At 56.5% G+C, this 19285-nt stretch carries 24 protein-coding genes; 22 read left to right on the top strand and 2 right to left on the bottom strand.

Annotation, left to right across the window (positions count from 1 at the left end; genetic code table 11):
* Positions 1 to 84: 84 nt before the first annotated feature.
* The 12 genes from QZ177_RS02005 (at position 85) to QZ177_RS01950 (ending at position 9910) form a co-directional block, all read left to right on the top strand.
* The gene (locus QZ177_RS02005; protein ID WP_294175372.1) at positions 85 to 945 is read left to right on the top strand and encodes an energy-coupling factor transporter ATPase; all 861 of its coding nucleotides are present in this window, start codon (positions 85 to 87) and stop codon (positions 943 to 945) included.
* Positions 939 to 1793 carry an energy-coupling factor transporter ATPase gene (locus QZ177_RS02000; protein WP_294175371.1) on the top strand — a complete coding sequence of 285 codons (855 nt, stop codon included), beginning with the start codon at positions 939 to 941 and terminating at the stop codon, positions 1791 to 1793. The genes QZ177_RS02005 and QZ177_RS02000 overlap by 7 nt, the downstream gene beginning before the upstream one ends.
* Positions 1787 to 2593 carry an energy-coupling factor transporter transmembrane component T gene (locus tag QZ177_RS01995; RefSeq protein ID WP_294175353.1) on the top strand — a complete coding sequence of 269 codons (807 nt, stop codon included), beginning with the start codon at positions 1787 to 1789 and terminating at the stop codon, positions 2591 to 2593. Before QZ177_RS02000 ends, QZ177_RS01995 begins: the two co-directional genes overlap by 7 nt.
* The gene (gene truA, locus QZ177_RS01990) at positions 2590 to 3366 is read left to right on the top strand and encodes a tRNA pseudouridine(38-40) synthase TruA (protein WP_294175352.1); all 777 of its coding nucleotides are present in this window, start codon (positions 2590 to 2592) and stop codon (positions 3364 to 3366) included. Before QZ177_RS01995 ends, truA begins: the two co-directional genes overlap by 4 nt.
* A 187-nt stretch (positions 3367 to 3553) precedes the next feature.
* Positions 3554 to 3844, top strand: a complete 291-nt coding sequence (gene gatC, locus QZ177_RS01985; protein WP_265071788.1) for an Asp-tRNA(Asn)/Glu-tRNA(Gln) amidotransferase subunit GatC — start codon at positions 3554 to 3556, stop codon at positions 3842 to 3844.
* 12 nt (positions 3845 to 3856) lie between these two features.
* Positions 3857 to 5329: an Asp-tRNA(Asn)/Glu-tRNA(Gln) amidotransferase subunit GatA gene (gatA, locus tag QZ177_RS01980; protein WP_294175351.1), complete on the top strand. Its 1473-nt coding sequence runs from the start codon at positions 3857 to 3859 to the stop codon at positions 5327 to 5329.
* On the top strand, positions 5326 to 6765 hold the full coding sequence (gene gatB / locus QZ177_RS01975) for an Asp-tRNA(Asn)/Glu-tRNA(Gln) amidotransferase subunit GatB (RefSeq protein ID WP_294175350.1): 1440 nt from the start codon (positions 5326 to 5328) through the stop codon (positions 6763 to 6765). The genes gatA and gatB overlap by 4 nt, the downstream gene beginning before the upstream one ends.
* Before the next feature lie 185 nt (positions 6766 to 6950).
* Positions 6951 to 7742, top strand: a complete 792-nt coding sequence (dapB, locus tag QZ177_RS01970; RefSeq protein WP_294175349.1) for a 4-hydroxy-tetrahydrodipicolinate reductase — start codon at positions 6951 to 6953, stop codon at positions 7740 to 7742.
* 32 nt (positions 7743 to 7774) lie between these two features.
* A complete protein-coding gene (locus tag QZ177_RS01965) occupies positions 7775 to 8809 on the top strand; it encodes an aspartate-semialdehyde dehydrogenase (protein ID WP_294175348.1) in 1035 nt (344 codons plus the stop codon).
* A 42-nt stretch (positions 8810 to 8851) separates the two neighbouring features.
* Positions 8852 to 9115 (top strand): IreB family regulatory phosphoprotein, encoded by a 264-nt coding sequence (locus QZ177_RS01960; protein ID WP_006190529.1) that lies wholly within the window; start codon positions 8852 to 8854, stop codon positions 9113 to 9115.
* Positions 9112 to 9561 (top strand): Holliday junction resolvase RuvX, encoded by a 450-nt coding sequence (ruvX, locus tag QZ177_RS01955; RefSeq protein ID WP_294175347.1) that lies wholly within the window; start codon positions 9112 to 9114, stop codon positions 9559 to 9561. The genes QZ177_RS01960 and ruvX overlap by 4 nt, the downstream gene beginning before the upstream one ends.
* Positions 9562 to 9571: 10 nt before the next feature.
* A complete protein-coding gene (locus tag QZ177_RS01950; protein WP_009646095.1) occupies positions 9572 to 9910 on the top strand; it encodes a DUF1292 domain-containing protein in 339 nt (112 codons plus the stop codon).
* A 242-nt stretch (positions 9911 to 10152) separates the two neighbouring features.
* Here the strand turns inward: QZ177_RS01950 and QZ177_RS01945 are convergent, their stop codons facing one another.
* Entirely contained in the window at positions 10153 to 10845 is a 693-nt protein-coding gene (locus QZ177_RS01945; protein ID WP_294175346.1) for a nucleotidyl transferase AbiEii/AbiGii toxin family protein, read from the bottom strand.
* Positions 10805 to 11251 (bottom strand): hypothetical protein, encoded by a 447-nt coding sequence (locus QZ177_RS01940; protein ID WP_294175345.1) that lies wholly within the window; start codon positions 11249 to 11251, stop codon positions 10805 to 10807. The genes QZ177_RS01945 and QZ177_RS01940 overlap by 41 nt, the downstream gene beginning before the upstream one ends.
* A gap of 638 nt (positions 11252 to 11889) precedes the next feature.
* On the opposite strand from QZ177_RS01940, the gene QZ177_RS01935 reads away from it, so the two are divergent.
* The 10 genes from QZ177_RS01935 to efp all read left to right on the top strand — a co-directional run bounded on the left by QZ177_RS01935 (position 11890) and on the right by efp (position 19192).
* Complete coding sequence (locus QZ177_RS01935; protein ID WP_294175344.1) at positions 11890 to 12114, top strand: hypothetical protein; 225 nt, start codon at positions 11890 to 11892, stop codon at positions 12112 to 12114.
* A gap of 287 nt (positions 12115 to 12401) precedes the next feature.
* Complete coding sequence (locus tag QZ177_RS01930) at positions 12402 to 12662, top strand: hypothetical protein (protein WP_294175343.1); 261 nt, start codon at positions 12402 to 12404, stop codon at positions 12660 to 12662.
* A 561-nt stretch (positions 12663 to 13223) separates the two neighbouring features.
* Positions 13224 to 13730: a hypothetical protein gene (locus QZ177_RS10460; RefSeq protein WP_366461530.1), complete on the top strand. Its 507-nt coding sequence runs from the start codon at positions 13224 to 13226 to the stop codon at positions 13728 to 13730.
* A gap of 74 nt (positions 13731 to 13804) precedes the next feature.
* Entirely contained in the window at positions 13805 to 14092 is a 288-nt protein-coding gene (locus QZ177_RS01920) for a hypothetical protein (RefSeq protein WP_294175342.1), read from the top strand.
* A gap of 141 nt (positions 14093 to 14233) precedes the next feature.
* Complete coding sequence (mltG, locus tag QZ177_RS01915; RefSeq protein WP_294175341.1) at positions 14234 to 15481, top strand: endolytic transglycosylase MltG; 1248 nt, start codon at positions 14234 to 14236, stop codon at positions 15479 to 15481.
* The gene (locus QZ177_RS01910; protein WP_294175340.1) at positions 15482 to 16759 is read left to right on the top strand and encodes a U32 family peptidase; all 1278 of its coding nucleotides are present in this window, start codon (positions 15482 to 15484) and stop codon (positions 16757 to 16759) included.
* A complete protein-coding gene (locus tag QZ177_RS01905) occupies positions 16756 to 17046 on the top strand; it encodes an acylphosphatase (RefSeq protein ID WP_294175339.1) in 291 nt (96 codons plus the stop codon). The genes QZ177_RS01910 and QZ177_RS01905 overlap by 4 nt, the downstream gene beginning before the upstream one ends.
* Positions 17047 to 17075: 29 nt before the next feature.
* Positions 17076 to 17534, top strand: coding sequence for a type II 3-dehydroquinate dehydratase (gene aroQ, locus QZ177_RS01900; protein WP_294175338.1), 459 nt, complete (start codon positions 17076 to 17078; stop codon positions 17532 to 17534).
* Positions 17531 to 18616, top strand: a complete 1086-nt coding sequence (locus QZ177_RS01895) for a Xaa-Pro peptidase family protein (RefSeq protein WP_294175337.1) — start codon at positions 17531 to 17533, stop codon at positions 18614 to 18616. Before aroQ ends, QZ177_RS01895 begins: the two co-directional genes overlap by 4 nt.
* An 18-nt stretch (positions 18617 to 18634) precedes the next feature.
* Positions 18635 to 19192, top strand: coding sequence for an elongation factor P (gene efp / locus QZ177_RS01890; protein WP_006192454.1), 558 nt, complete (start codon positions 18635 to 18637; stop codon positions 19190 to 19192).
* Positions 19193 to 19285 lie beyond the last annotated feature (93 nt).

The following is a 19285-nucleotide window of genomic DNA, read 5'->3' as shown; positions in this document are numbered from 1 at the left end:
TGAAATCGGGTATAATGGGGGTGTTTTGTTGACCGCGTGATTTGCGGTAGCTGGGAGAAGGGCGCGGCAGTTTTTCGTCCGTGCATGACAGGGGAGGCAAGAAGCGTGGCGGAGTTCATTCGTGCCGAACATCTTTCGCATGTATTCCATGCGGGGGAAGAGGACGCTTATCGGGCGCTTTCCGACATCTCCTTGTCCATCGCCGACGGCGAGTTCCTCGCCGTCCTCGGCACGAACGGTTCGGGTAAGTCGACGCTGGCGCGTCACTTCAATGCGCTCCTCCTGCCGACCGAGGGCCGATGTACGGTCGCGGGGCTGGATACGAAGGAGACGCAGGAGCTCTGGCGCATCCGCCAGCTCGTGAGCATGGTGTTCCAGAATCCCGACAATCAGATCATCGCCGCTGTCGTTGAGGACGACGTCGCCTTCGGGCCGGAAAACCTCGGCATAGAGCCGGCGGAAATCCGCGTGCGCGTGAGAGACGCGCTCGCGGCCGTCGGCATGGAGCGCTATCGCACGGCGGCGCCGCACCTCCTGTCGGGCGGGCAGAAGCAGCGCGTGGCGATTGCGGGCGCGTTGGCGATGCGGACGCGCTGCCTCGTGCTCGACGAGCCGACGGCGATGCTCGATCCTTTGGGCAGGCAGGAGGTCTTGCAGACGGTGCAGCGGCTTCATCGCGAGAGGGGCATCACCGTCATTTATATCACACACTTCATGGAGGAGGCGGCGGCCGCCGACCGCGTCATCGTCATGGAGGAGGGGCGCATCGCGGCGGAGGGAACGCCGCGCGAGGTGTTTCAGGACGTCTCGGGCATGAAGGCGCGTGGCCTCGACGTGCCGCTCGCCGTCGAGCTGGCGGCGCTCCTTCGCGCGGACGGCATATCGCTGCCGCAGGATCTCTTGACGGATAGGGAATTGGTGAGTGCGCTTTGTCCATCGTGCTGAAAAATATCGACTACACATACATGCGCGGCACGCCGTTTGAGCGCAAGGCTCTTTCGGACGTCTCGCTGACGATCGAGGCGGGCAGCTTCACGGCGCTCGCCGGGCATACGGGATCGGGCAAATCGACGCTCGTGCAGCATCTCAACGGCCTTCTGCAGCCCGACAGCGGCACAGTTCTCGTCGACGGCACGGACATCGGCAAGAAGGGCGCGGAAGCGAAGAAGGCGAAACGCAGCGTCGGCATGGTCTTCCAGTACCCCGAGCATCAGCTCTTCGAGGAGACGGTGGAAAAGGATGTCGCGTTTGGCCCTACGCGTCTCGGGCTTTCCGCGCAGGAGGTCGAGGAGCGCGTGAGGGCGGCGCTGGACTTCGTGGGGCTTCCTGTCTCCGAGTTTGGGGCGCGGTCGCCGTTCGCTCTGTCCGGAGGGCAAAGGAGGCGTGCGGCGATCGCGGGCGTTCTGGCGCTCAAGCCGCGCTATCTCGTGCTCGATGAGCCGACAGCGGGACTTGACCCGCGTGCGAGCGCTGCACTCCTCGCACGTCTTGCCGAACTGCATGAACAGGGCGGCGTGACCATCGTGCTCGTTTCGCACAATATGGACGACATCGCGCACTATGCTGACCGCCTCATCGTCATGCACGCGGGCGGTGTGACGCTCGAAGGTGCGCCGCGTGAGGTCTTTTTCGCCAAGGAAAGACTGGCGGAGGCGGGGCTTCGTGCGCCGCATCTCGTCGAGCTTCTGGAAGAGCTGCGCGAGAAGGGACTCGATCTCGATCCCGCCGCCTTCGACACGGCGGATGGCGCAGTGCGCATCAAAGAGGCTCTGGGGAGGCGAAGACTATGCTGAAGGACATCACGCTCGGGCAGTTCTTCCCGGGCGACTCGCTCCTGCATCGCCTCGATCCGCGCACGAAGATCGTCCTGTTGTTCTTTTTCCTTGCGGCGATCTTCGTCTTTGACTCGCCGCTCGCTTATGCGGCTTTAACGGCTTTCACGGCGGCGCTGATCGCTGTCAGCCACGTGCCGCTCCTCTTGATGCTCAAGGCGCTGAAACCGCTCTCGTGGATCATTGCCTTTACGTTCGTCATCCACCTCGTGAGCACGCCGGGCGACGCCTTTTTCCATGTATGGCTCTTCGACCTCACTTGGCAGGGAGCGGCGAAGGGCTTCTTCATCGCACTCAGGTTGGCGCTTCTGATTCTCTTGTCCGCGCTCCTCACGTATACGACCTCGCCGCTCGCCCTGACCGATGCCTTGGAAACCCTCATGCAGCCCGCGAAGCGCGTCGGTGTACCCGCGCACGAGATCGCCATGATGATGACGATCGCGCTGCGTTTCGTGCCGACCTTGATCGAGGAGGCTGACAAGATCATGAAGGCGCAGCAGGCGCGTGGCGCAGACCTCACGGAGGGAAGCGTCATCGAGCGCGTCAAGGGGTTCGTGCCCGTGCTCGTGCCGCTATTCATTTCGGCGTTTCGCCGCGCCGACGACCTCGCGCTGGCGATGGAGGCGCGCTGCTATCGCGGCGGCGTCGGACGCACGCAGATGAAGGCGCTGCGCATCAGCTCCATCGACTATGTCGCCTACGCTTTCGGCGCACTCTTTTTCGCGGCGCTCGCCGCCTTGAAGTTCGGCGGGATCGCATGAAGCGCGAGCATAAGGAAAGGATGAAGGCGCGCGCGCGCAACATCTGTTTGACCGTCGCCTACGACGGCACGGCGTACCACGGCTTCCAGCGTCAGAGTCCGCCGATCCGCGCCGTGCAGAACGTCCTGGAGGAAAAGCTTGCGCTCGTCTTCGGCGATGCGATCGAACTGGCGGCGGCAGGACGCACTGATGCGGGTGTTCACGCCATGGGGCAGGTCGTGAACTTCTTTACGGACGGGCGCATCCCGACAGAGCGCATCGTGCGTGCGATGAACAGCGTCCTGCCGCCCGATATCGTCGTCAAGGCGGCGCGGGAAGAAGGGCGTGACTTCTCCGCACGTCACAGCGCGAAGAGCAAGTCGTATATCTATCGCATACAGGAGGGCGAGATGCCGAACCCGTTCAGCGAACGCTACGCTTGGTACGTTGGCACGCCGCTCGACCTTGCAGCGATGAACGAGGCGGCGGCGCTGCTCCTCGGCACGCACGACTTTTCGGCGTTTCGTGCCGCAGGCGGTGCGCCGATGCTGCCCGTGCGCACGATGTACAGCGCCGAGGGCAGACGCATCGAGGGCGAGAGGATTGAGTTTCGCTTCCATGCGAACGGCTTCCTCTACCACATGGCGCGCAACATCGTCGGCACGCTCGTCGATGTCGGCAGGGGGCGGCGCACGCGGGCGGACTTCGCCGCGATCCTCGCGAGCCGCGAGCGAAAGCGTGCCTCGGCGACCGCGCCTGCACGCGGCTTGTTTTTGGAAAGCGTCGTGTATTGAATACGAAGGATTTATTCCCCAGAAAGGCGCGGATGTGTTATAATGAATCGAGTGCACGATGTCTGCTTTTTGAATATTATACACTTCCCTGCCATAAAAACGGCCGATAGGTTTAGCCTTCGGCTCGATTTTTTAGGATTCATAGTAGACAGCGTGTAACAACAGTCATTATATGGATGGTGAGAAGATGAAAGTCACGGAGAAGGATTTGGCGGATGTCGCTGTCCTGTCGCGCCTCTCGATTGCAGAGGGGGAGAGGGAAAAGTATCTTGGGCAGCTCGACGCCTTTTTGCAGTATGTCGAGAACCTTGACGGTGTCGATACGGCAGAGGTTCAGCCGACGACGTATGCCCTGCCGATGCAGAATGTCTTTCGTGCCGACGAGGTGAAGCCTTCGCTCGCACGAGAGGCGGCGCTTTCCAACGCGCCTTTGGCGGACGATGGCTATTTCAAAGTGCCGAAGATTCTGGAAGGCTGAGGAGGAACCTAGGTGAAACTTTACGACAAGGCAGCGCATGAGCTTCATGATTTGCTGCAAAAGAAGGAAATCTCCTCGACCGAACTGACGAAAGACGTGCTCGCACGTATGGATGAGGTCGAGGGCGAAGTCGGGGCGTATTTGACGCAGACGCGTGAGACGGCGCTCTTGCAGGCAGCAAGCGCTGATGAGAAGATCGCGCGCGGCGAGCGGATCGCCTTTTTGGAGGGCATCCCCGGCGCGATCAAGGATAACATCTGCACGAAGGGCGTCAAGACGACGTGCGCTTCTAAGATCTTGGAGAATTTCGTACCTCCCTACGATGCTACGGTCATGGAAAAGATTGCCTCAGAGCATCCTGTCATCTTAGGAAAACTCAACATGGATGAGTTCGCGATGGGCGGTTCGACAGAGAATTCCGCTTATCAGAAGACGCACAATCCGTGGAATCTCGACTGCGTGCCCGGCGGCAGTTCGGGCGGCAGTGCGGCGGCGGTCGCTGCAGGTACGGCGGTCTGGGCGCTCGGATCCGATACGGGCGGCTCGATTCGCCAGCCAGCGTCGTTCTGCGGCGTCGTCGGCATGAAGCCAACGTATGGCCGCGTCTCGCGCTATGGTCTCGTCGCCTATGCGTCGTCGCTCGACCAGATCGGCCCCGTGACGCGCGATGTGACGGATTGTGCGCATGTGCTGAATGTCATCGCTGGACACGATGCGATGGATTCGACCTCCAGTACCGCGCCCGTGCCCGATTATACGAAAGCGCTGACCGAGGATGTGAAGGGACTCAAGATCGGTCTGCCGAAGGAATACTTCGTCAAGGGCATGGACGCCGACGTAGAAAAGGCGATCCGCAAGGCGATTGCGGATTTTGAGGCGATGGGCGCTGAGGTCACAGAAATCACTCTGCCGCATACGGATTATGCGATTTCGACGTATTACCTCATTGCGCCGGCGGAAGCCGCGACGAACCTTGAGCGTTACGACGGTGTGAGCTACGGTGCACGCGTCGATGGCGCGGACATCGTTGAGATGATGACGAAGACGCGCAGCGAGAAGTTCGGCGAGGAGGTCAAGCGCCGTATCATGATCGGCAACTATGCGCTTTCGGCGGGCTATTATGATGCGTACTATCTCAAGGCGCTGAAGGTGCGCACGCTCGTGCAGCAGGATTTCACTGACGCCTTCAAAAAGGTCGATGTCATCATGGCACCGACAGCGCCGACGCCGGCTTTCAAGATCGGCGAGATGGTTTCTGACCCGCTGAAGATGTATCTGCAGGATATCTGCACCGTGCCTTTGAACCTCGCAGGTCTGCCAGGCATTTCCGTGCCTTGCGGCTACTCGGCGAAGGGCATGCCCATCGGCCTGCAGATCATCGGCAAGGCGCTGGCGGAGGAAACGATTCTGCGCGCCGCCTACGCTTATGAGCAGGCACATTCCTTCCATGAGGACAGGGCAGAGATCGGGGAGGCGAAGGCATGAATTACGAAGCAGTCATCGGTCTTGAGATTCACAGCGAGCTCAAGACGAACACGAAGATTTTCTGCGGCTGCGCCACGAAGTTCGGCGCCGAGCAGAATACGCATGTCTGCCCCGTTTGCCTGGGGCTGCCCGGCGTCCTGCCCGTGCTTAACAAGCGCGTTGTCGAGTTCGCCATCAAAGCGGGTCTTGCACTCAACTGCACGATCAACAAGTACAGCAAATTCGACCGAAAGAACTACTATTATCCCGATTTGCCGAAGAACTTCCAGACCTCGCAGTACGATCTGCCGATTGCTGAGCATGGTTATGTCGATATTGAGACGGAGAATGGCACGAAGCGCATCCGTATCCTGCGCATCCACATGGAAGAGGATGCGGGCAAGCTTGTCCATTCGGGCGCTACGATCACGGACTCTTTGACATCGAACGTCGATTACAACCGCACGGGCGTGCCTCTCATCGAGATCGTTTCCGAGCCGGACATGTCGACGCCCGAGGAAGCGCGCGCCTACATGGAGAAGATCAAGTCGATCCTCGAATACATCGACGTTTCCAACTGCCGCATGGAAGAGGGAAATCTGCGCGCCGACCTCAATATCTCGCTTCGTCCCGCAGGAGAGAAGACGCTTGGCACGAAGGCGGAGATGAAGAACATCAATTCCTTCAAGGCGGTTGAGGACGCTCTTTCCTACGAGATTGAGCGCCAGGAGGAAATCCTCGAAGACGGCGGTCATATTGTGCAGGAAACGCGCACATGGGATCCTGAGCGCGGCGTCACGAAGTCCATGCGCTCGAAGGAAGAGGCGCATGACTATCGCTACATGCCGGAGCCGGATCTCGTACCCATCGTGACCACGGAAGAAGAGATCGAGGCGTATCGCAAGGGTTTGCCCGAGCTGCCCGATGCACGCCGCGAACGCTACATGAAGGAGTTTGGCCTGTCGGCTTACGATGCGGGCATCATCACGGCGTCGCGGGCGATGGCGGAATACTTCGAGGCTTGCCTTGCGGGCGGCGCCGACGCGAAGAGCGCGGCAAACTGGATCATGGGCGACCTCGCGAAGAACCTCAATGCCGAGGGCAAGACGATCGAGGAATCGCCGGTCGAAGCCTCGCGTCTCGCGCAGATGCTCGCGCTCATCGAAAAGGGCACGATCTCGTCGAAGATTGCCAAAAAGGTTTTTGCTGAGATGTGGACGTCGAGCGATGCGCCCGAGAAGATCGTCGAGGACAAGGGACTCGTGCAGATCACGGACACGAAGGCGATCGAGGCGATCGTCGACGCCGTCATCGCCGCCAATCCAAAGCCTGTCGCCGACTACAAGAGCGGCAACAAAAAGGCGCTCGGCGCTCTCGTGGGCCAGGTTATGAAGCAGTCAAAGGGAAAGGCGAATCCGCAGATGGTCAACCAGCTGCTGGCAGATAAGCTGAGCTGATAAAGTGTTTGAAGGGGCAGTGCATGAGTCGGATCTGACTCATGCACTGCCCTTTTTTACCTAAATTTCCCACAGGCATACGACAATAAGAAAATACATTGACTTTTTCCATCTGCTTCATATACAATAGATGCACATTGGTCTTGCACGTTTTTCGCAAGGCTTGCTTGAAGGGGGCGCATATCTTGGTAAATGTGTTGGTCAGCGGGGCCTGCGGCCGCATGGGACAGGCTGTCGTCAAGGCAGTGCTCGCGGATGCGGAGCTTTCCCTCGTTGCTGCTGTCGACGTGCATGGCGGCGGGGATGCGGGAGAGATCGCGGGCTGCGGCAAATGCGGCGTGACGGTGGCGACGGATCTCGCGCAGGCGCTCTTAGAAGCAAAGCCGGACGTCATGGTGGATTTCACGCGGCCGGACGCCGTGTTTTCCAACGCGATGCTTGCCGTGCAGCATGGGGTCTCGCCCGTCATCGGCACGACGGGCATGACGGCGGACGAAAAGGCGCAGCTCGAAGCGCTGTCGTTGGAGAAGAAGAAGCCTGTTTTTCTTGCGCCGAACTTCGCCATCGGCGCAGTTCTTATGATGCTCATGAGCCGTCAGGCGGCGAAGTACATGCCGCACGTCGAGATCATTGAGCTGCACCATGACAACAAGCTTGATGCGCCGTCGGGCACGGCCTTGCAGACGGCGGAACTGATCAAGGAGGCGCGTGCGTCCGTGCGGCAGGGGCATCCTGATGAGAAGGAGAAGCTTCCGGGCGCACGCGGCGCTGAGGTCGACGGCATGAGGATTCACAGCGTGCGTCTGCCCGGCTTCGTTGCGCATCAGGAGGTCATCTTCGGCGGACTCGGTCAGACACTGACGATCCGCCATGACTCCATCAACCGCGAGTCGTTCATGCCGGGCGTCGTGCTCGCTTGCAAGAAGGTCAGGGAACTTACAGGTCTCGTCGTCGGCTTGGAGAAACTGCTCGATTGATGTCGGCAGGAAAAATTACAGGAGATGGCAGCATGAAGAAATATAATGTGGCAATCATGGGCGCGACGGGCGCCGTAGGGCAGGAGTTTCTGAACCTCATCGAAGAGCGCAAGTTCCCTTTTGCAGAGCTTCGCTTGCTTGCGTCCTCGCGCTCGGCGGGCAAGAAGATCGCGTTTATGGGCAAGGAATACACGGTGGCAGAGACGCGCGAGGATTCCTTCGAGGGCATTGACATCGCGCTCTTTGCGGGCGGCGGCGCGAGCAAGACGTTTGCACCTGCCGCTGTGAAGGCGGGCGCTGTTGTCATTGACAATTCGAGCACGTTCCGCATGGACAAGGATGTGCCGCTCGTCGTGCCCGAGGTCAATCCCGAGGCTTTGAAGGAGCACAAGGGCATCATCGCGAATCCGAACTGCTCGACGATCATCATGGTCATGGCGCTGAAGCCGCTTCGCAATCTCGCGCCCATCAAGCGCGTCGTCGTCTCGACGTATCAGGCCGTTTCGGGCGGCGGCAAGGAGGCGATGGCGGAGCTTGAGGAGCAGGTCGAGGCCATCGTAGCGAAGAAGCCCGTGAAGGCGGAGATTCTGCCGGGCGCATCGCTCAAGAAGCACTATCAAATAGCGTTCAACCTGATTCCGCAGATTGACATCTTCAAGGAAAATCTCTACACGAAGGAAGAAATGAAGATGATCGACGAGACGCGCAAGATTCTTTCCGAGCCTGACTTGCGCGTGACGGCGACGACGGTTCGTGTGCCTGTCTACCGCAGCCATGCGGAGTCGGTCAACATCGAATTTGCGGAAGCGGTCAGTGTCGAGGCAGCGCGAAAGGCGATCGCCGCCTTCCCCGGCGCTGCCCTAAACGACGATCCCGACGAGCAGGCTTACCCGATGCCGCTCTTCACCTCGGGCAAGGACGACGTCGAGGTCGGGCGCATCCGTCTCGATGAATCGGTCGAGCACGGTCTGAACCTCTGGGTCTGCGGCGACCAGATCCGCAAGGGCGCGGCGCTCAACGCGCTGCAAATTGCCGAGTACATGATCGAGCATGAGATGATCGGCTGAAGATGCAGATGCGAGCATTTCCGATGGGAGGGACAGCAAGAGATGGTCAGCGATGAAACGATGATGTTCCGCTTCGGCGCGGAAGAGAATAAGGCTGAGGTCATCATTCGCGAAGCCTGCGAAGCGATGGAAGAAAAGGGCTACAATCCGATCAACCAGCTTGTCGGATACCTTCTTTCCGGCGATCCTGCCTATGTGACGAGCTACAAGGAAGCGCGCAGCAAGGTGCGAAAGCTGGAGCGCGACGAGCTTTTGGAAGAGCTCGTGCATTTCTATATCGAGGCACATCGGGAGAAGAAGGCGTGAAGAAGCGAATTCTTGCGCTCGACGTTGGCGACCGTACGATCGGCGTCGCCGCAAGCGATGCGCTCGGTCTCACGGCGCAGGGCGTCGAGACGATTCGGCGCAAGTCGTGGGACAAGGATTTTGCGCGTCTCAAGGAACTGATGGAGCTTTACGAGACGGACACCTTCATCGTCGGCTTGCCGAAGAACATGAACGGCACGCAGGGCGAGCGTTGCGACGTCGTGCGCGACTTCGCACAGAGACTGCAGAAGAAGTTTAAGGGCAGCCAGGTCGTCTTTTGGGACGAGCGGCTTTCGACCGTGGCGGCGGAGCGCTCGCTGATCGCGGCCGACGTGAGCCGCGCCAAGCGTCGCAAGGTCATAGACAAGATGGCGGCCGTGTTCATCTTGCAGGGATATTTGGACAATCTGGGGATGCGCGTCGGCGCAGTCCCAGAAGAGAAATGAGGAAAAAGATATGTCGGACAAGGAAAAAGAAATTCTGGACGAGGATGCGGACGTCATTGTCGAGATGACGGACGAAGAGGGAAACAGCTACTATTACCGCGAGGAAATGATTATTCCCGTCGGTGATGACAAGTTCGCGCTGCTCATCGGCATCCATGACGAGGAAGAGGAAGAGGAGCATGCGCACAGTTGCGGCTGTGGCTGCGGCGAGCACGATGAGGATGTCCTCATCGCCAAGGTCGTCATGGGCGATGATGGAGAAGAGGAATACGTCGAGCCTACGGACGAGGAATTTGACGCCGTGCAGCGTGCTTATGATGCGCTGATGGATGACGAAGAGGAAGACTAACGATTCATGCGAGGAAGTGCCGACGCTCATGAGGCGTCGGCTTTTTCTGGTTCTATTCTATACGTTACGGGGATACATTTTGTGTCTAAGTAACATAACCTAAAAAAGATGTTACGAAGATACATTTTGTATCAACGTAACATCTTTTTTATTTTGACGGAAAGAAGGTATTTTATGATGCCGGAGGAGTTTATTGTGTATGTCGGCAATCTTCCCGACCTGAGATCCTCTGTCCGTCGGTATCAGCGACTCCATTCCTCTTTTTCTGCATCCGTTTCCTTTGCAGAAAGAGTTTTCGCCTCTTCCTCCGAATAGAAAAGATCGAGCTTTTCAAACATCTTCAGATAAAGTCCTGCCAATGCGCCCTTATCGATCAGTGTATCGTCCTGCGTGGAAGTGGCATAATCAAAATAATCAAAGCTCTTATAGGTCAGAGCGTCCTTCAGCTGTTCCTTTGCAGACGCCGACAACTCCTCAAAGTATCGATCGCAAATGAAGCAGATGTCGTAGAGATCGCGGATTTTGTCCCGTCCTTGGTAAGCGCCTGTTTTCAACTGGCAAATTCGCTCGATCGTGTAAACTTCTATTCCATTCACGCGATGATGCGTATTGGCGGGAATGCTGCGGCTGCGATAGGAGATTTTGATTTTTAATGGTTTCTGTATGGATGAATCGTATGTCAGCATGAATCGCTCGACGGTCGGCGTATTCTTGGCGATACGGAAAGAAAATCCATGCTTTTGGGAATAACTCTCGATGAATCCCTTGAGACGCCGTTTCTCTCCATCCAAGTCAATATCCTCGGAAAAACGATCCAGTCCATAAGCAAGAAGAAGGCTCGTCCCGCCTTTCAAGATGAACGTATCGGTTTCCTTGTTGAGTTCTGTCAAGAAATTACGCATGATTTCTATATGACGCATTCGTGCGGTATTCATTCGCCTCTTGCTCCTTTCTGAAAAGAATCCACTTCATTCGATACTCCTTTTCCATGAATCGGTCGATGTCTGTCCAGTGTGCTGTCTCGCGCAGTTTCCAAACTGCGGCAAAAATATCTGCGTCATAAATATCCGTGCAGATATAATCGCGGCGCATGCCTTGTAAATTGGAAAAATCTCCTGCCAAGAGCAGATCAAGGCAGGCTCGGATGTGGTTTGCAATGTAGAAAATCCCTTTTTTGCCCATAAGGCTGTGATGCTGTTCGATCCCTTCCGTGCCAAACGGCGATTTCTCCGTATTCCATAAAGGAATGTTTTCCCATGACAAAGACAGCGTATGCCAATCGCCGCTCGTTTCCAAACGGCACGGAATGTTGAGCGCATGAAGCCCCGATATGTATTTCATGACAATGCTCCTTTCCGTCATAGCACCTGTTTCACTCCCAGTATACAGGAAAATTCGTCCTTTAACAAAGTCTCGTGAAAAATTCACATCCGTCGGAAAGTGTGCAGTATTAATACTGCAAGCATTTACAATAGAGGAAGAGAGAAAGGGAGGGAAGCAGATGACAGAGGAGCTGAAAGAACGTGATCCCGCGTCGATGCCTACCCTTACAGGGTTAGTATAAACACGCAGTAGCACGCTCCCACTACTGTCAATATACGCGAAATACTCGTCAGCGTTAAGAATATCGACGGGAAATCTTGCTATCAACAGGCAGCACGGTGCAAAAAAAAGAAAGACCTCTCGCCCCCTAGCAGGAATTTCACCTGTGATAGGGACGGCGGGAAGACTTTTTACGAGTAGTGTACGAGAAATATTCATCCGCGTCAAGGCTGCCGACGGGAAGTCTTGCTATCAGCAGACGTGACATAATCAGAGACAAAAAAGAAGAGCTAACGCCCCAGCGGGGAGTTTACCCCTTGTGGAGCCAGATAACTCTTCTACAGCCACCACTATACGCGAGATTTTCGCCAGTGTCAAGGAAGCCGCAGAAAATTTCTACTATAAGAATGATACAGAGAGAAAAAGCGGGACAGCAGATGACGGAAGAACTGAAAGAACTGCTCGGCAAAGACGGCAGCCGCGTCTACGAAGCAGTCGAGAAGGCGCTGCAAGGCGACAATGCGAGGGCGAAGAGCGCCGCAAGCGTCCTCGTCGCTCACGCCGCGACATGGGCAGAGCGCGTATCACGCGCGACAAGGAAGCCTTTCACGGCACAGTACTGGTCGAGCATATCCATAGATTTTATGTACCCGTGCGCATAGGAACAGAACTGAAGACAATCCGAATCGTTGCGGAAGAACAGGAAGGCGTCATCACTTTGATGCCAGCAGATGTAAACGTGTATGATGTGCTTCTTGAAGATGTACATACAAACAAAGGAGGAAGCGCTGCCACCTCAACAGGGCTTTCACCTGCTGGGAGGCCAGACAACGCTTCCTCTGATACCATTACTATACGCGAAATGCTCGCCGGTGTCAAGGACGCCGACGGGAAAACTTACTATCAGCAACATCAAGAATCCCGAGGACAGATTCAAGGACAGTTCTCCGTGCTGCAAGAAGGCAGCTGTCTCTTCAGCCTCTTTGAAGCAGCCGACGAAAGCACCTTTCTGCATGAGACAGCGCATATCTTTTATGACGATCTCGCGCGTCTCGCGCCTTTCGATGAAGAGACTGCCGAAGACCTTGCCGAGGTCGATGCTTGGGCGAGCTGGTACGAGGGCGCGGCAAAAGAATACGAAGATACGCCGTGGGCGATGGAATTTGCCGCACGCGAACGCGCGATCGAAGATGCAGGACGCGGCAGATAAAGAAAAAGCTGCCCGTTTCTCCCGATCCGCCGGAGTGCAATTCTCCCTGGGGAAAGAAACGAGCTACCTCATAAGCAAAGTATAAAGACACAAGCGGCTTTTGTCAATATCGACCAATAAAAAGCTGCCGTTTTCAGCTCCCGCCGGGGTCCAATTCCCCCTGGCAGCCGAAAACAGCAGACTTCTTAATGCAAAGTATAAAGACGAAAAGGGATTTTGTCAATATCGATATAATAAAAATCTGCCGTTTTCAGCTCCCGCCGGGGTCCAATTCCCCATGGCAGCTGAAAACAGCAGACTTCTTAATGCAAAGTATAAGGACAGAAAGGGATTTTGTCAATGGAACATCCGACATATAAAAAGCATCCAAGGAGTGCGATCGGAAAGGGGCGATTCCCCTGACGGAGGCAATTCTTAGATGCTTTGACGAAAGAGGCGTTCCCTTCAAACCCAGCCTGATGACGAAAGCCACCTACAGCTGAGAGGAACGCTCCTTTAAAGGGCTACGATAGCAAAGTTTATAGGAAAAGTCAACAAGAAGGTCATAAAGGAAAAGCTGCCCTGTTTCTCACATCCGCCGGAGTCCAATTCTCCCTGGAAGAGCAAACGAACAGCTTCCTTAGCTATAAGATAGCCGAAGAAGAGGAGTTTGTCAACACGAAAAAGCACCGATCAAGCCAAGCACACTACCTCTGCGCGAGGTGTGGGGCTTGTGCTCGTCGATGCTTTAACTACGTCGCATTATATCAAAAATTATTCCTCGGAGCAATAATTTCGTGCCTAGAACACATTCAAGTAAAGCATAAGGACATGTCAGAAGAAATATTAAAAAAGATACCTGCGGCGATGGCAGAGCCAATGATGATCTTCAAGTCTCATACCGTCTCCAATCGCATAGTTTTAGCTCTTGACTTAAAGGATAATCAAGGGGTGGATATAATTGTTCCCTTGGACTTGGAAGCCGTAAAAGGCAGGGAAAAACACATATTATCACATCGATCTATGGGCGCGGTTATGGAAGCGGGAGGACAAGAAGTACAGATCATGTATGGTATATCAATAACGTAATGGGAGGGAGCACGCTGTATGTAAATAAAAGAAAGGCCAAGAACTTTTACCAGTCCGCCAGGCTTCAATTGCCCATGGAGGGTAAAAGGTTCTTTGACCTCTTTGGTTCTAGTATAAAGACCGAAGAAGATCTTGTCAAGTTCAAACTGCAAAAAGAAGAAGAATACAAGGCCGCTGCGGCTCGTGAAGCCGCCAATGAAAAAGACAGTTCCCTTCAAACCCAGCCTGTTGACAAAAGCCACCTACAGCTGAGAGGAACTGCCTCTTATGAACCTATGGTAACGGATTCCATCAAAGCAGTCAACAAGGAGGAAGCTAAAATGACCGCAGGAAATCAAGTCGCCGCATCATATTCCTGCTGAACAACAAAGCCCGCCAAGCTCGCCGATCCAAAATCGCATAAACTATTTTGAAAAAAATTCACCGTAACTCTTGACAAAGAGCCCTTTTCTATGCCTGTTGTAATTTTCACGGGTATTGCGTATAATGGGATTGGAAATAGAATGGAAGGGGATGTTTTTTTGCGGCTGCCGGATTTTCTTGCGCCGTGGGTCGAGCGCTTCAAGGGGATGCTTTCTGATTCACCTGAGAAAGATAAGGCGGGAAAGAGTCTCGGAACTGCAGCTTTGGCATATCTTGGCAAGGCTCTGGCGCTTTTCCTCGTCTGCGTGGTGTGGGTGCAGGAAATATTCCTCTCGTGGGCGAAGAGCCTTTCCTTCGAGGAATTGCGCCGCTTTCCGCCGGAAGATTGGACGGGATATATGAAAAAGTACATTTTGCCGCCTGCGCTTCTTTTTTTCTTGCTGTTCGGGCTCTTTTCTTACGCTCTTTCGCCGGCGACGCCTGTCTCAGAGGAGCAGAAAGACGTCTATGTCACGGTTCGCACAGGCATGAGCGCCGATGATGTGGCAGGAATGCTCGAAAAGCGCGGCGTCATACGCAGTCGCTTCAAATTCTGGCTGGCGGCGAAGATGAACGGCGCGGACGGCGCTTTCAAGGTCGGCACGTATGCGCTCCATACGAACATGGAGCCGCGCGATGTGCTGCAGGCCTTGGTTGAAGGACAGACGGTGCAGGTGCGCTTTACGATTCCCGAGGGCTTCACCGTCGAGGACATCGCCAAGCGCCTCGATGCGAAGGGCGTCGTGAAAAAGGAGGAGTTCCTGAAGGCGGCGAAGCATTATGCGCCCTACGATTATATAGAAAAGGACGACAAGGCGCGCTACTATGCCGAGGGTTTTCTTTTCCCCGATACGTATGAGGTCGACGGCGACATCACGGTCGACGGCATCCTCTCGATGATGTCGCGCGATTTTGACCAGCGGCTCACGCGAAAGATGCGCGAGCGTGCAAAGGAGGAAAATCTGAGCATCTATGAGCTGATCATTCTTGCTTCGCTCGTGGAGAAGGAAGCGCGCTACGAGGAAGACCGCGCAATCATCGCGCAGGTTCTCTTGAAGCGGCTCGCCATCGGTATGCCGCTGCAGTCAGATGCGACACTGCAGTACCTGCTCGATGCGCCGAAGGAGGATGTGACGCTCAAGGACACGGAGATGGATTCGCCGTACAACACCTACCAGCACCGAGGACTGCCGCCCGGCCCCGTCGCCAATCCCGGCACGGCGTCCATCGAGGCTGTGCTCTGGCCGGCGGATACGGACTACCTCTATTTCGTCGCGGACAGGGAGGGGCATAACTATTATTCCCATACATACGAGGAGCACGACGCCATCGTGCAGAAGGTGCGCTAGATGAATTTGACGGAAAATCGTGCCCCGTCTTGCCGCGCAGGCGACAGGTGCATGAAAAAGCCGGAGCTTCTTTCCCCCGCGGGCAACTTGGAGAAGCTCAAGATGGCGCTTATCTATGGTGCGGATGCCGTATATCTGGGCGGCAAGAGCTTCGGACTGCGCGCTTTCGGCGGCAACTTCAGCGAGTCGGAGATGGAAGAAGGCGTGCGTTTTGCCCATGCGCTTGGCAGAAAGGTCTATGTGACGCTCAATATCTTCGCACACAATGCGGATTTGGAGAGGCTTCCGGAGTATCTTTCCTTCCTCGCCGAGATGCATGTCAACGGACTGCTCGTCTCCGACCTTGGCGTCTTCTCGCTTGCGCGTGAGTTTGCTCCCTCTGTGCCGCTCCATATCAGCACGCAGGCGAACAATACGAATTGGGCAACGGTTGACGCTTGGCAGAAACTCGGCGCTGAGCGCGTCGTGCTTGCACGCGAGCTTTCGCGTGCCGAGATCGCCGCGATCCGTGCGCATTCTACGGTTGAGTTGGAGATGTTCGTGCACGGCGCGATGTGCATATCATATTCGGGGCGCTGCCTCCTGAGCAGCTACCTCACGGGGCGCGATGCGAATCGCGGCGCGTGTGCGCAGGCGTGCCGCTGGCGCTACGGGCTTGTGGAAGAGAGTCGTCCCGGCGAGGTTTTTCCCATTGAGGAGGACGAGCGCGGCACCTACATCATGAATTCCAAGGACTTGTGCCTCTTGCCTTTTTTGCCCGAGCTTTGCGCCATGGGACTCGACAGCTTGAAGATCGAGGGGCGCATGAAGAGCGTCCACTATGCGGCGAGCGTCACGAAGGTCTACCGCGAGGCGATCGACGCCGCCTATGATGAGGGGCGTATGTTCCATCTGCGCGATTCTTGGCTCGAAGAGCTGCAGAAGGTATCGCACCGCATCTACACGAGCGGCTTCTTCGATCATGTGCCCGATGGGGGCGACCAGATCTATGCGAGCGCTTCGTACGAGCAGACGGCGGATTTCATCGGACTCGTGCGCCATTACGATGAAAGGACGCGCATGGCGACGGTCGAGCAGCGCAACAATATGAAGGTCGGACAGGAGATCGAAGTGTTCCAGCCCACGCGCGAGACGTTCTGCCAGCGCCTGGCAGAGATGAGGGACGAGGTGGGCGAGCCTGTTTCGACGGCAGCTCATGCGCAGCAGATCGTGCGTATGCACATGGAGCAGCCCGTTGAGGAGTATGCCATCCTGCGCCGCTGCAGGGAGAAAGGATGAATGTGATGGAAAAGGAAAATGTGCGCTTCTTTGCCAGAGCCGAGGGGCGCGTGCAGGGCGTCGGCTTTCGCTTCTTCGTGCAGCAGAATGCGCTGGAGCTTGGCCTTTGCGGCTGGGTGCGCAACATGGAGGACGGCTCCGTCACGATGGAGGTGCAGGGTCAAGCCGAGGCTGTCGAGGCGCTTTGGAACAGGATTTGGCAGGGCAACGGCTACATCCGTGTCAGCGGTCTTGTCACGGAGGCGCGGGAAACGGCGGATGAGCAGGATTTTGTGATTCGCTATTAATGAAGATGGAAACGACGGGGGGAGAAATCTTGTCGAAAATTTTGGTGCTGAACGGTCCGAATCTCAATCTTCTCGGAAAGCGTGAGCCGGAAATCTACGGGGCTGCGACGCTTGCGGACATCAACGAGGTGCTGCGGGAGCGTGCGGCAAAAGCGGGTGCGGCAATCGAGTTCTTTCAGTCGAATCATGAGGGGGCGCTCGTCGATGCCGTGCAGGATGCCGAGGGCAGTGCGGACTTCATCTTGCTGAACGCCGCCGCTTTCACGCACTACAGCATCGCTCTGCGTGATGCGATCGCCGCCGTTTCCGTGCCCGTCATCGAGATTCATCTGTCGAACATCCATCGGCGCGAGGAGTTCCGCCATACGTCGGTGATCGCGCCCGTCGTCATGGGACAGGTTGCGGGCTTCGGTGCGGAGAGCTATCTGGGGGCGCTCGAAATCACTTTGATGAAGCTCAAAGCGAAGGAGAAGGGGGCGAGGCGATGAGCACGGAAAAGCGCGTAGAGCGTCTGCGCACCCTCATGAAGGAGAAGGGCGTCGAGGCGATGCTCGTGAGCAAGATCGTGAATCTGCGCTACTTCAGCGGCTTTACGGGCGACGACTCGCTTCTCCTCATCACGGCGGAGCGCGAATTGCTGCTCACGGATTTTCGCTATATGGAGCAGGCGAAGGCAGAAACCGCTTTCGAGGTCGTCGAGCAGAAGGCTGGGCTTTGGCAGCAGGCGGCGAAGGCGGTGCAGGAGCTTGGCTGCCGCTCGCTGGGCTTCGAGGGAAGAGATGTCTCCTTTGATACGTTCCAAGCGTTTCGGAAGCTCTTGCCTTCTTGGCCAGAGGAAAATTTCATCAGCCTTGCGCTTGAGCCGCTGCGCGAGGTCAAGGACGCCGAGGAGATTGCCTGCCTGAGAAAAGCCGTGGAGATCAGCGACCGCGCGTTCGACGACGTGCTGCAGTTCCTGCGCCCCGGCATCTCGGAGCGTGCGGTTGCCGCGCATCTGGAGGCGTTCATGCGCGAGCATGGATCGGAACGTCTCGCCTTCACGACGATCGTGGCATCGGGCGTGCGCGGCAGCCTGCCGCATGGAACTGCATCAGAAAAGTTGCTTGTTGCGGGCGAATTTGTTACAATGGACTATGGTGCTGTTTACCAAGGGTATCATTCCGATATCACGCGCACCGTCGTCTTGGGCGAAGCGTCCGAAAAGCACAGGGAACTTTACCACACGGTGCTTGAGGCGCAGATCCTCGGCGTAAAGAGTCTCTATGTCGGAATCTCAGGCAAAGAGGCTGACCGAATCGTGCGCGATTTCCTCACGCAGGAGGGCTATGGCGAGAACTTCGGTCATGGACTCGGTCACAGCGTCGGCCTGGAGATTCACGAGGAGCCTCGCCTGTCGCCGAAGAGCAAGGCGGAGCATCTTGCGAAAGGCACGGTCGTCACGGTCGAGCCAGGCGTCTATCTGCCGGGCTGGGGCGGATTGCGCATCGAGGATACGGTGCTCCTGGAGGAGCGGGGCGGCGTGCCGCTGACGAAGGCGGCAAAGCACCTGATTGAGATAACGCAAGGATAGGTTACTGGAGGGCTACAAATGATTTCAAGCACAGATTTTCGTACAGGTCTCACGATCGAGATTGACGGCGGCGTTTGGCAGGTTGTCGAGTTTCAGCATGTGAAGCCGGGCAAGGGTGCGGCGTTCGTGCGCACGAAGATCAAGAACGTCGAGACGGGAGCCGTCGTCGAGCGCACGTTCAACCCGAACGAAAAGATGCCTGCGGCGCGTCTTGATACGCGTAAGATGCAGTACCTCTATGAAGCCGACGGCATGTATACGTTCATGGATACGGAGAACTACGAGCAGACGGAACTGAGCAAGGATCAGCTCGGCGACGCCCTGAACTACCTGCAGGAAAATATGGAAGTCAATCTGCAGACATTCAAGGATCGCATCATTGGCATCACCTTGCCGACGTCCGTCAATCTCAAGGTCACGGAGTGTGAGCCGAGCGTCAAGGGCAATACGGCGACGGGCGCGACAAAGATGGCGACAGTCGAGACGGGCTACGTCGTGCGCGTGCCTCTCTTCGTCAATGAAGGCGACGTCCTGCGCATCGACACGCGTACGGGCAACTATATCGAGCGCGCCTGATTTTCTTTTGCATCTGATGCTGATAAGGCGGCATACGATGTGTTTTCTGCATCTGCCATCCGACAGGGCGGCGTGCAATGTGTTTTGAAGGAG

The organism is uncultured Selenomonas sp. (assembly GCA_905372355.1).
Lineage (GTDB): Bacteria > Bacillota > Negativicutes > Selenomonadales > Selenomonadaceae > Selenomonas.
Note: the sequence above shows the minus strand (reverse complement) of the source record. Positions and strands in the feature narration are given on the sequence as shown.

Coding starts and splice junctions, on each gene's coding strand:
- QZ177_RS02005 (WP_294175372.1), top strand. CDS start 85: ATGACAGGGGAGGCAAGAAGCGTGGCGGAGTTCATTCGTGCCGAACAT.
- QZ177_RS01995 (WP_294175353.1), top strand. CDS start 1,787: ATGCTGAAGGACATCACGCTCGGGCAGTTCTTCCCGGGCGACTCGCTC.
- truA (WP_294175352.1), top strand. CDS start 2,590: ATGAAGCGCGAGCATAAGGAAAGGATGAAGGCGCGCGCGCGCAACATC.
- gatC (WP_265071788.1), top strand. CDS start 3,554: ATGAAAGTCACGGAGAAGGATTTGGCGGATGTCGCTGTCCTGTCGCGC.
- gatB (WP_294175350.1), top strand. CDS start 5,326: ATGAATTACGAAGCAGTCATCGGTCTTGAGATTCACAGCGAGCTCAAG.
- QZ177_RS01965 (WP_294175348.1), top strand. CDS start 7,775: ATGAAGAAATATAATGTGGCAATCATGGGCGCGACGGGCGCCGTAGGG.
- QZ177_RS01960 (WP_006190529.1), top strand. CDS start 8,852: ATGGTCAGCGATGAAACGATGATGTTCCGCTTCGGCGCGGAAGAGAAT.
- QZ177_RS01950 (WP_009646095.1), top strand. CDS start 9,572: ATGTCGGACAAGGAAAAAGAAATTCTGGACGAGGATGCGGACGTCATT.
- QZ177_RS01945 (WP_294175346.1), bottom strand. CDS start 10,845: ATGAATACCGCACGAATGCGTCATATAGAAATCATGCGTAATTTCTTG.
- QZ177_RS01940 (WP_294175345.1), bottom strand. CDS start 11,251: ATGAAATACATATCGGGGCTTCATGCGCTCAACATTCCGTGCCGTTTG.
- QZ177_RS01935 (WP_294175344.1), top strand. CDS start 11,890: ATGACGGAAGAACTGAAAGAACTGCTCGGCAAAGACGGCAGCCGCGTC.
- QZ177_RS01920 (WP_294175342.1), top strand. CDS start 13,805: ATGGAGGGTAAAAGGTTCTTTGACCTCTTTGGTTCTAGTATAAAGACC.
- mltG (WP_294175341.1), top strand. CDS start 14,234: ATGGAAGGGGATGTTTTTTTGCGGCTGCCGGATTTTCTTGCGCCGTGG.
- QZ177_RS01910 (WP_294175340.1), top strand. CDS start 15,482: ATGAATTTGACGGAAAATCGTGCCCCGTCTTGCCGCGCAGGCGACAGG.
- QZ177_RS01905 (WP_294175339.1), top strand. CDS start 16,756: ATGAATGTGATGGAAAAGGAAAATGTGCGCTTCTTTGCCAGAGCCGAG.
- QZ177_RS01895 (WP_294175337.1), top strand. CDS start 17,531: ATGAGCACGGAAAAGCGCGTAGAGCGTCTGCGCACCCTCATGAAGGAG.
- efp (WP_006192454.1), top strand. CDS start 18,635: ATGATTTCAAGCACAGATTTTCGTACAGGTCTCACGATCGAGATTGAC.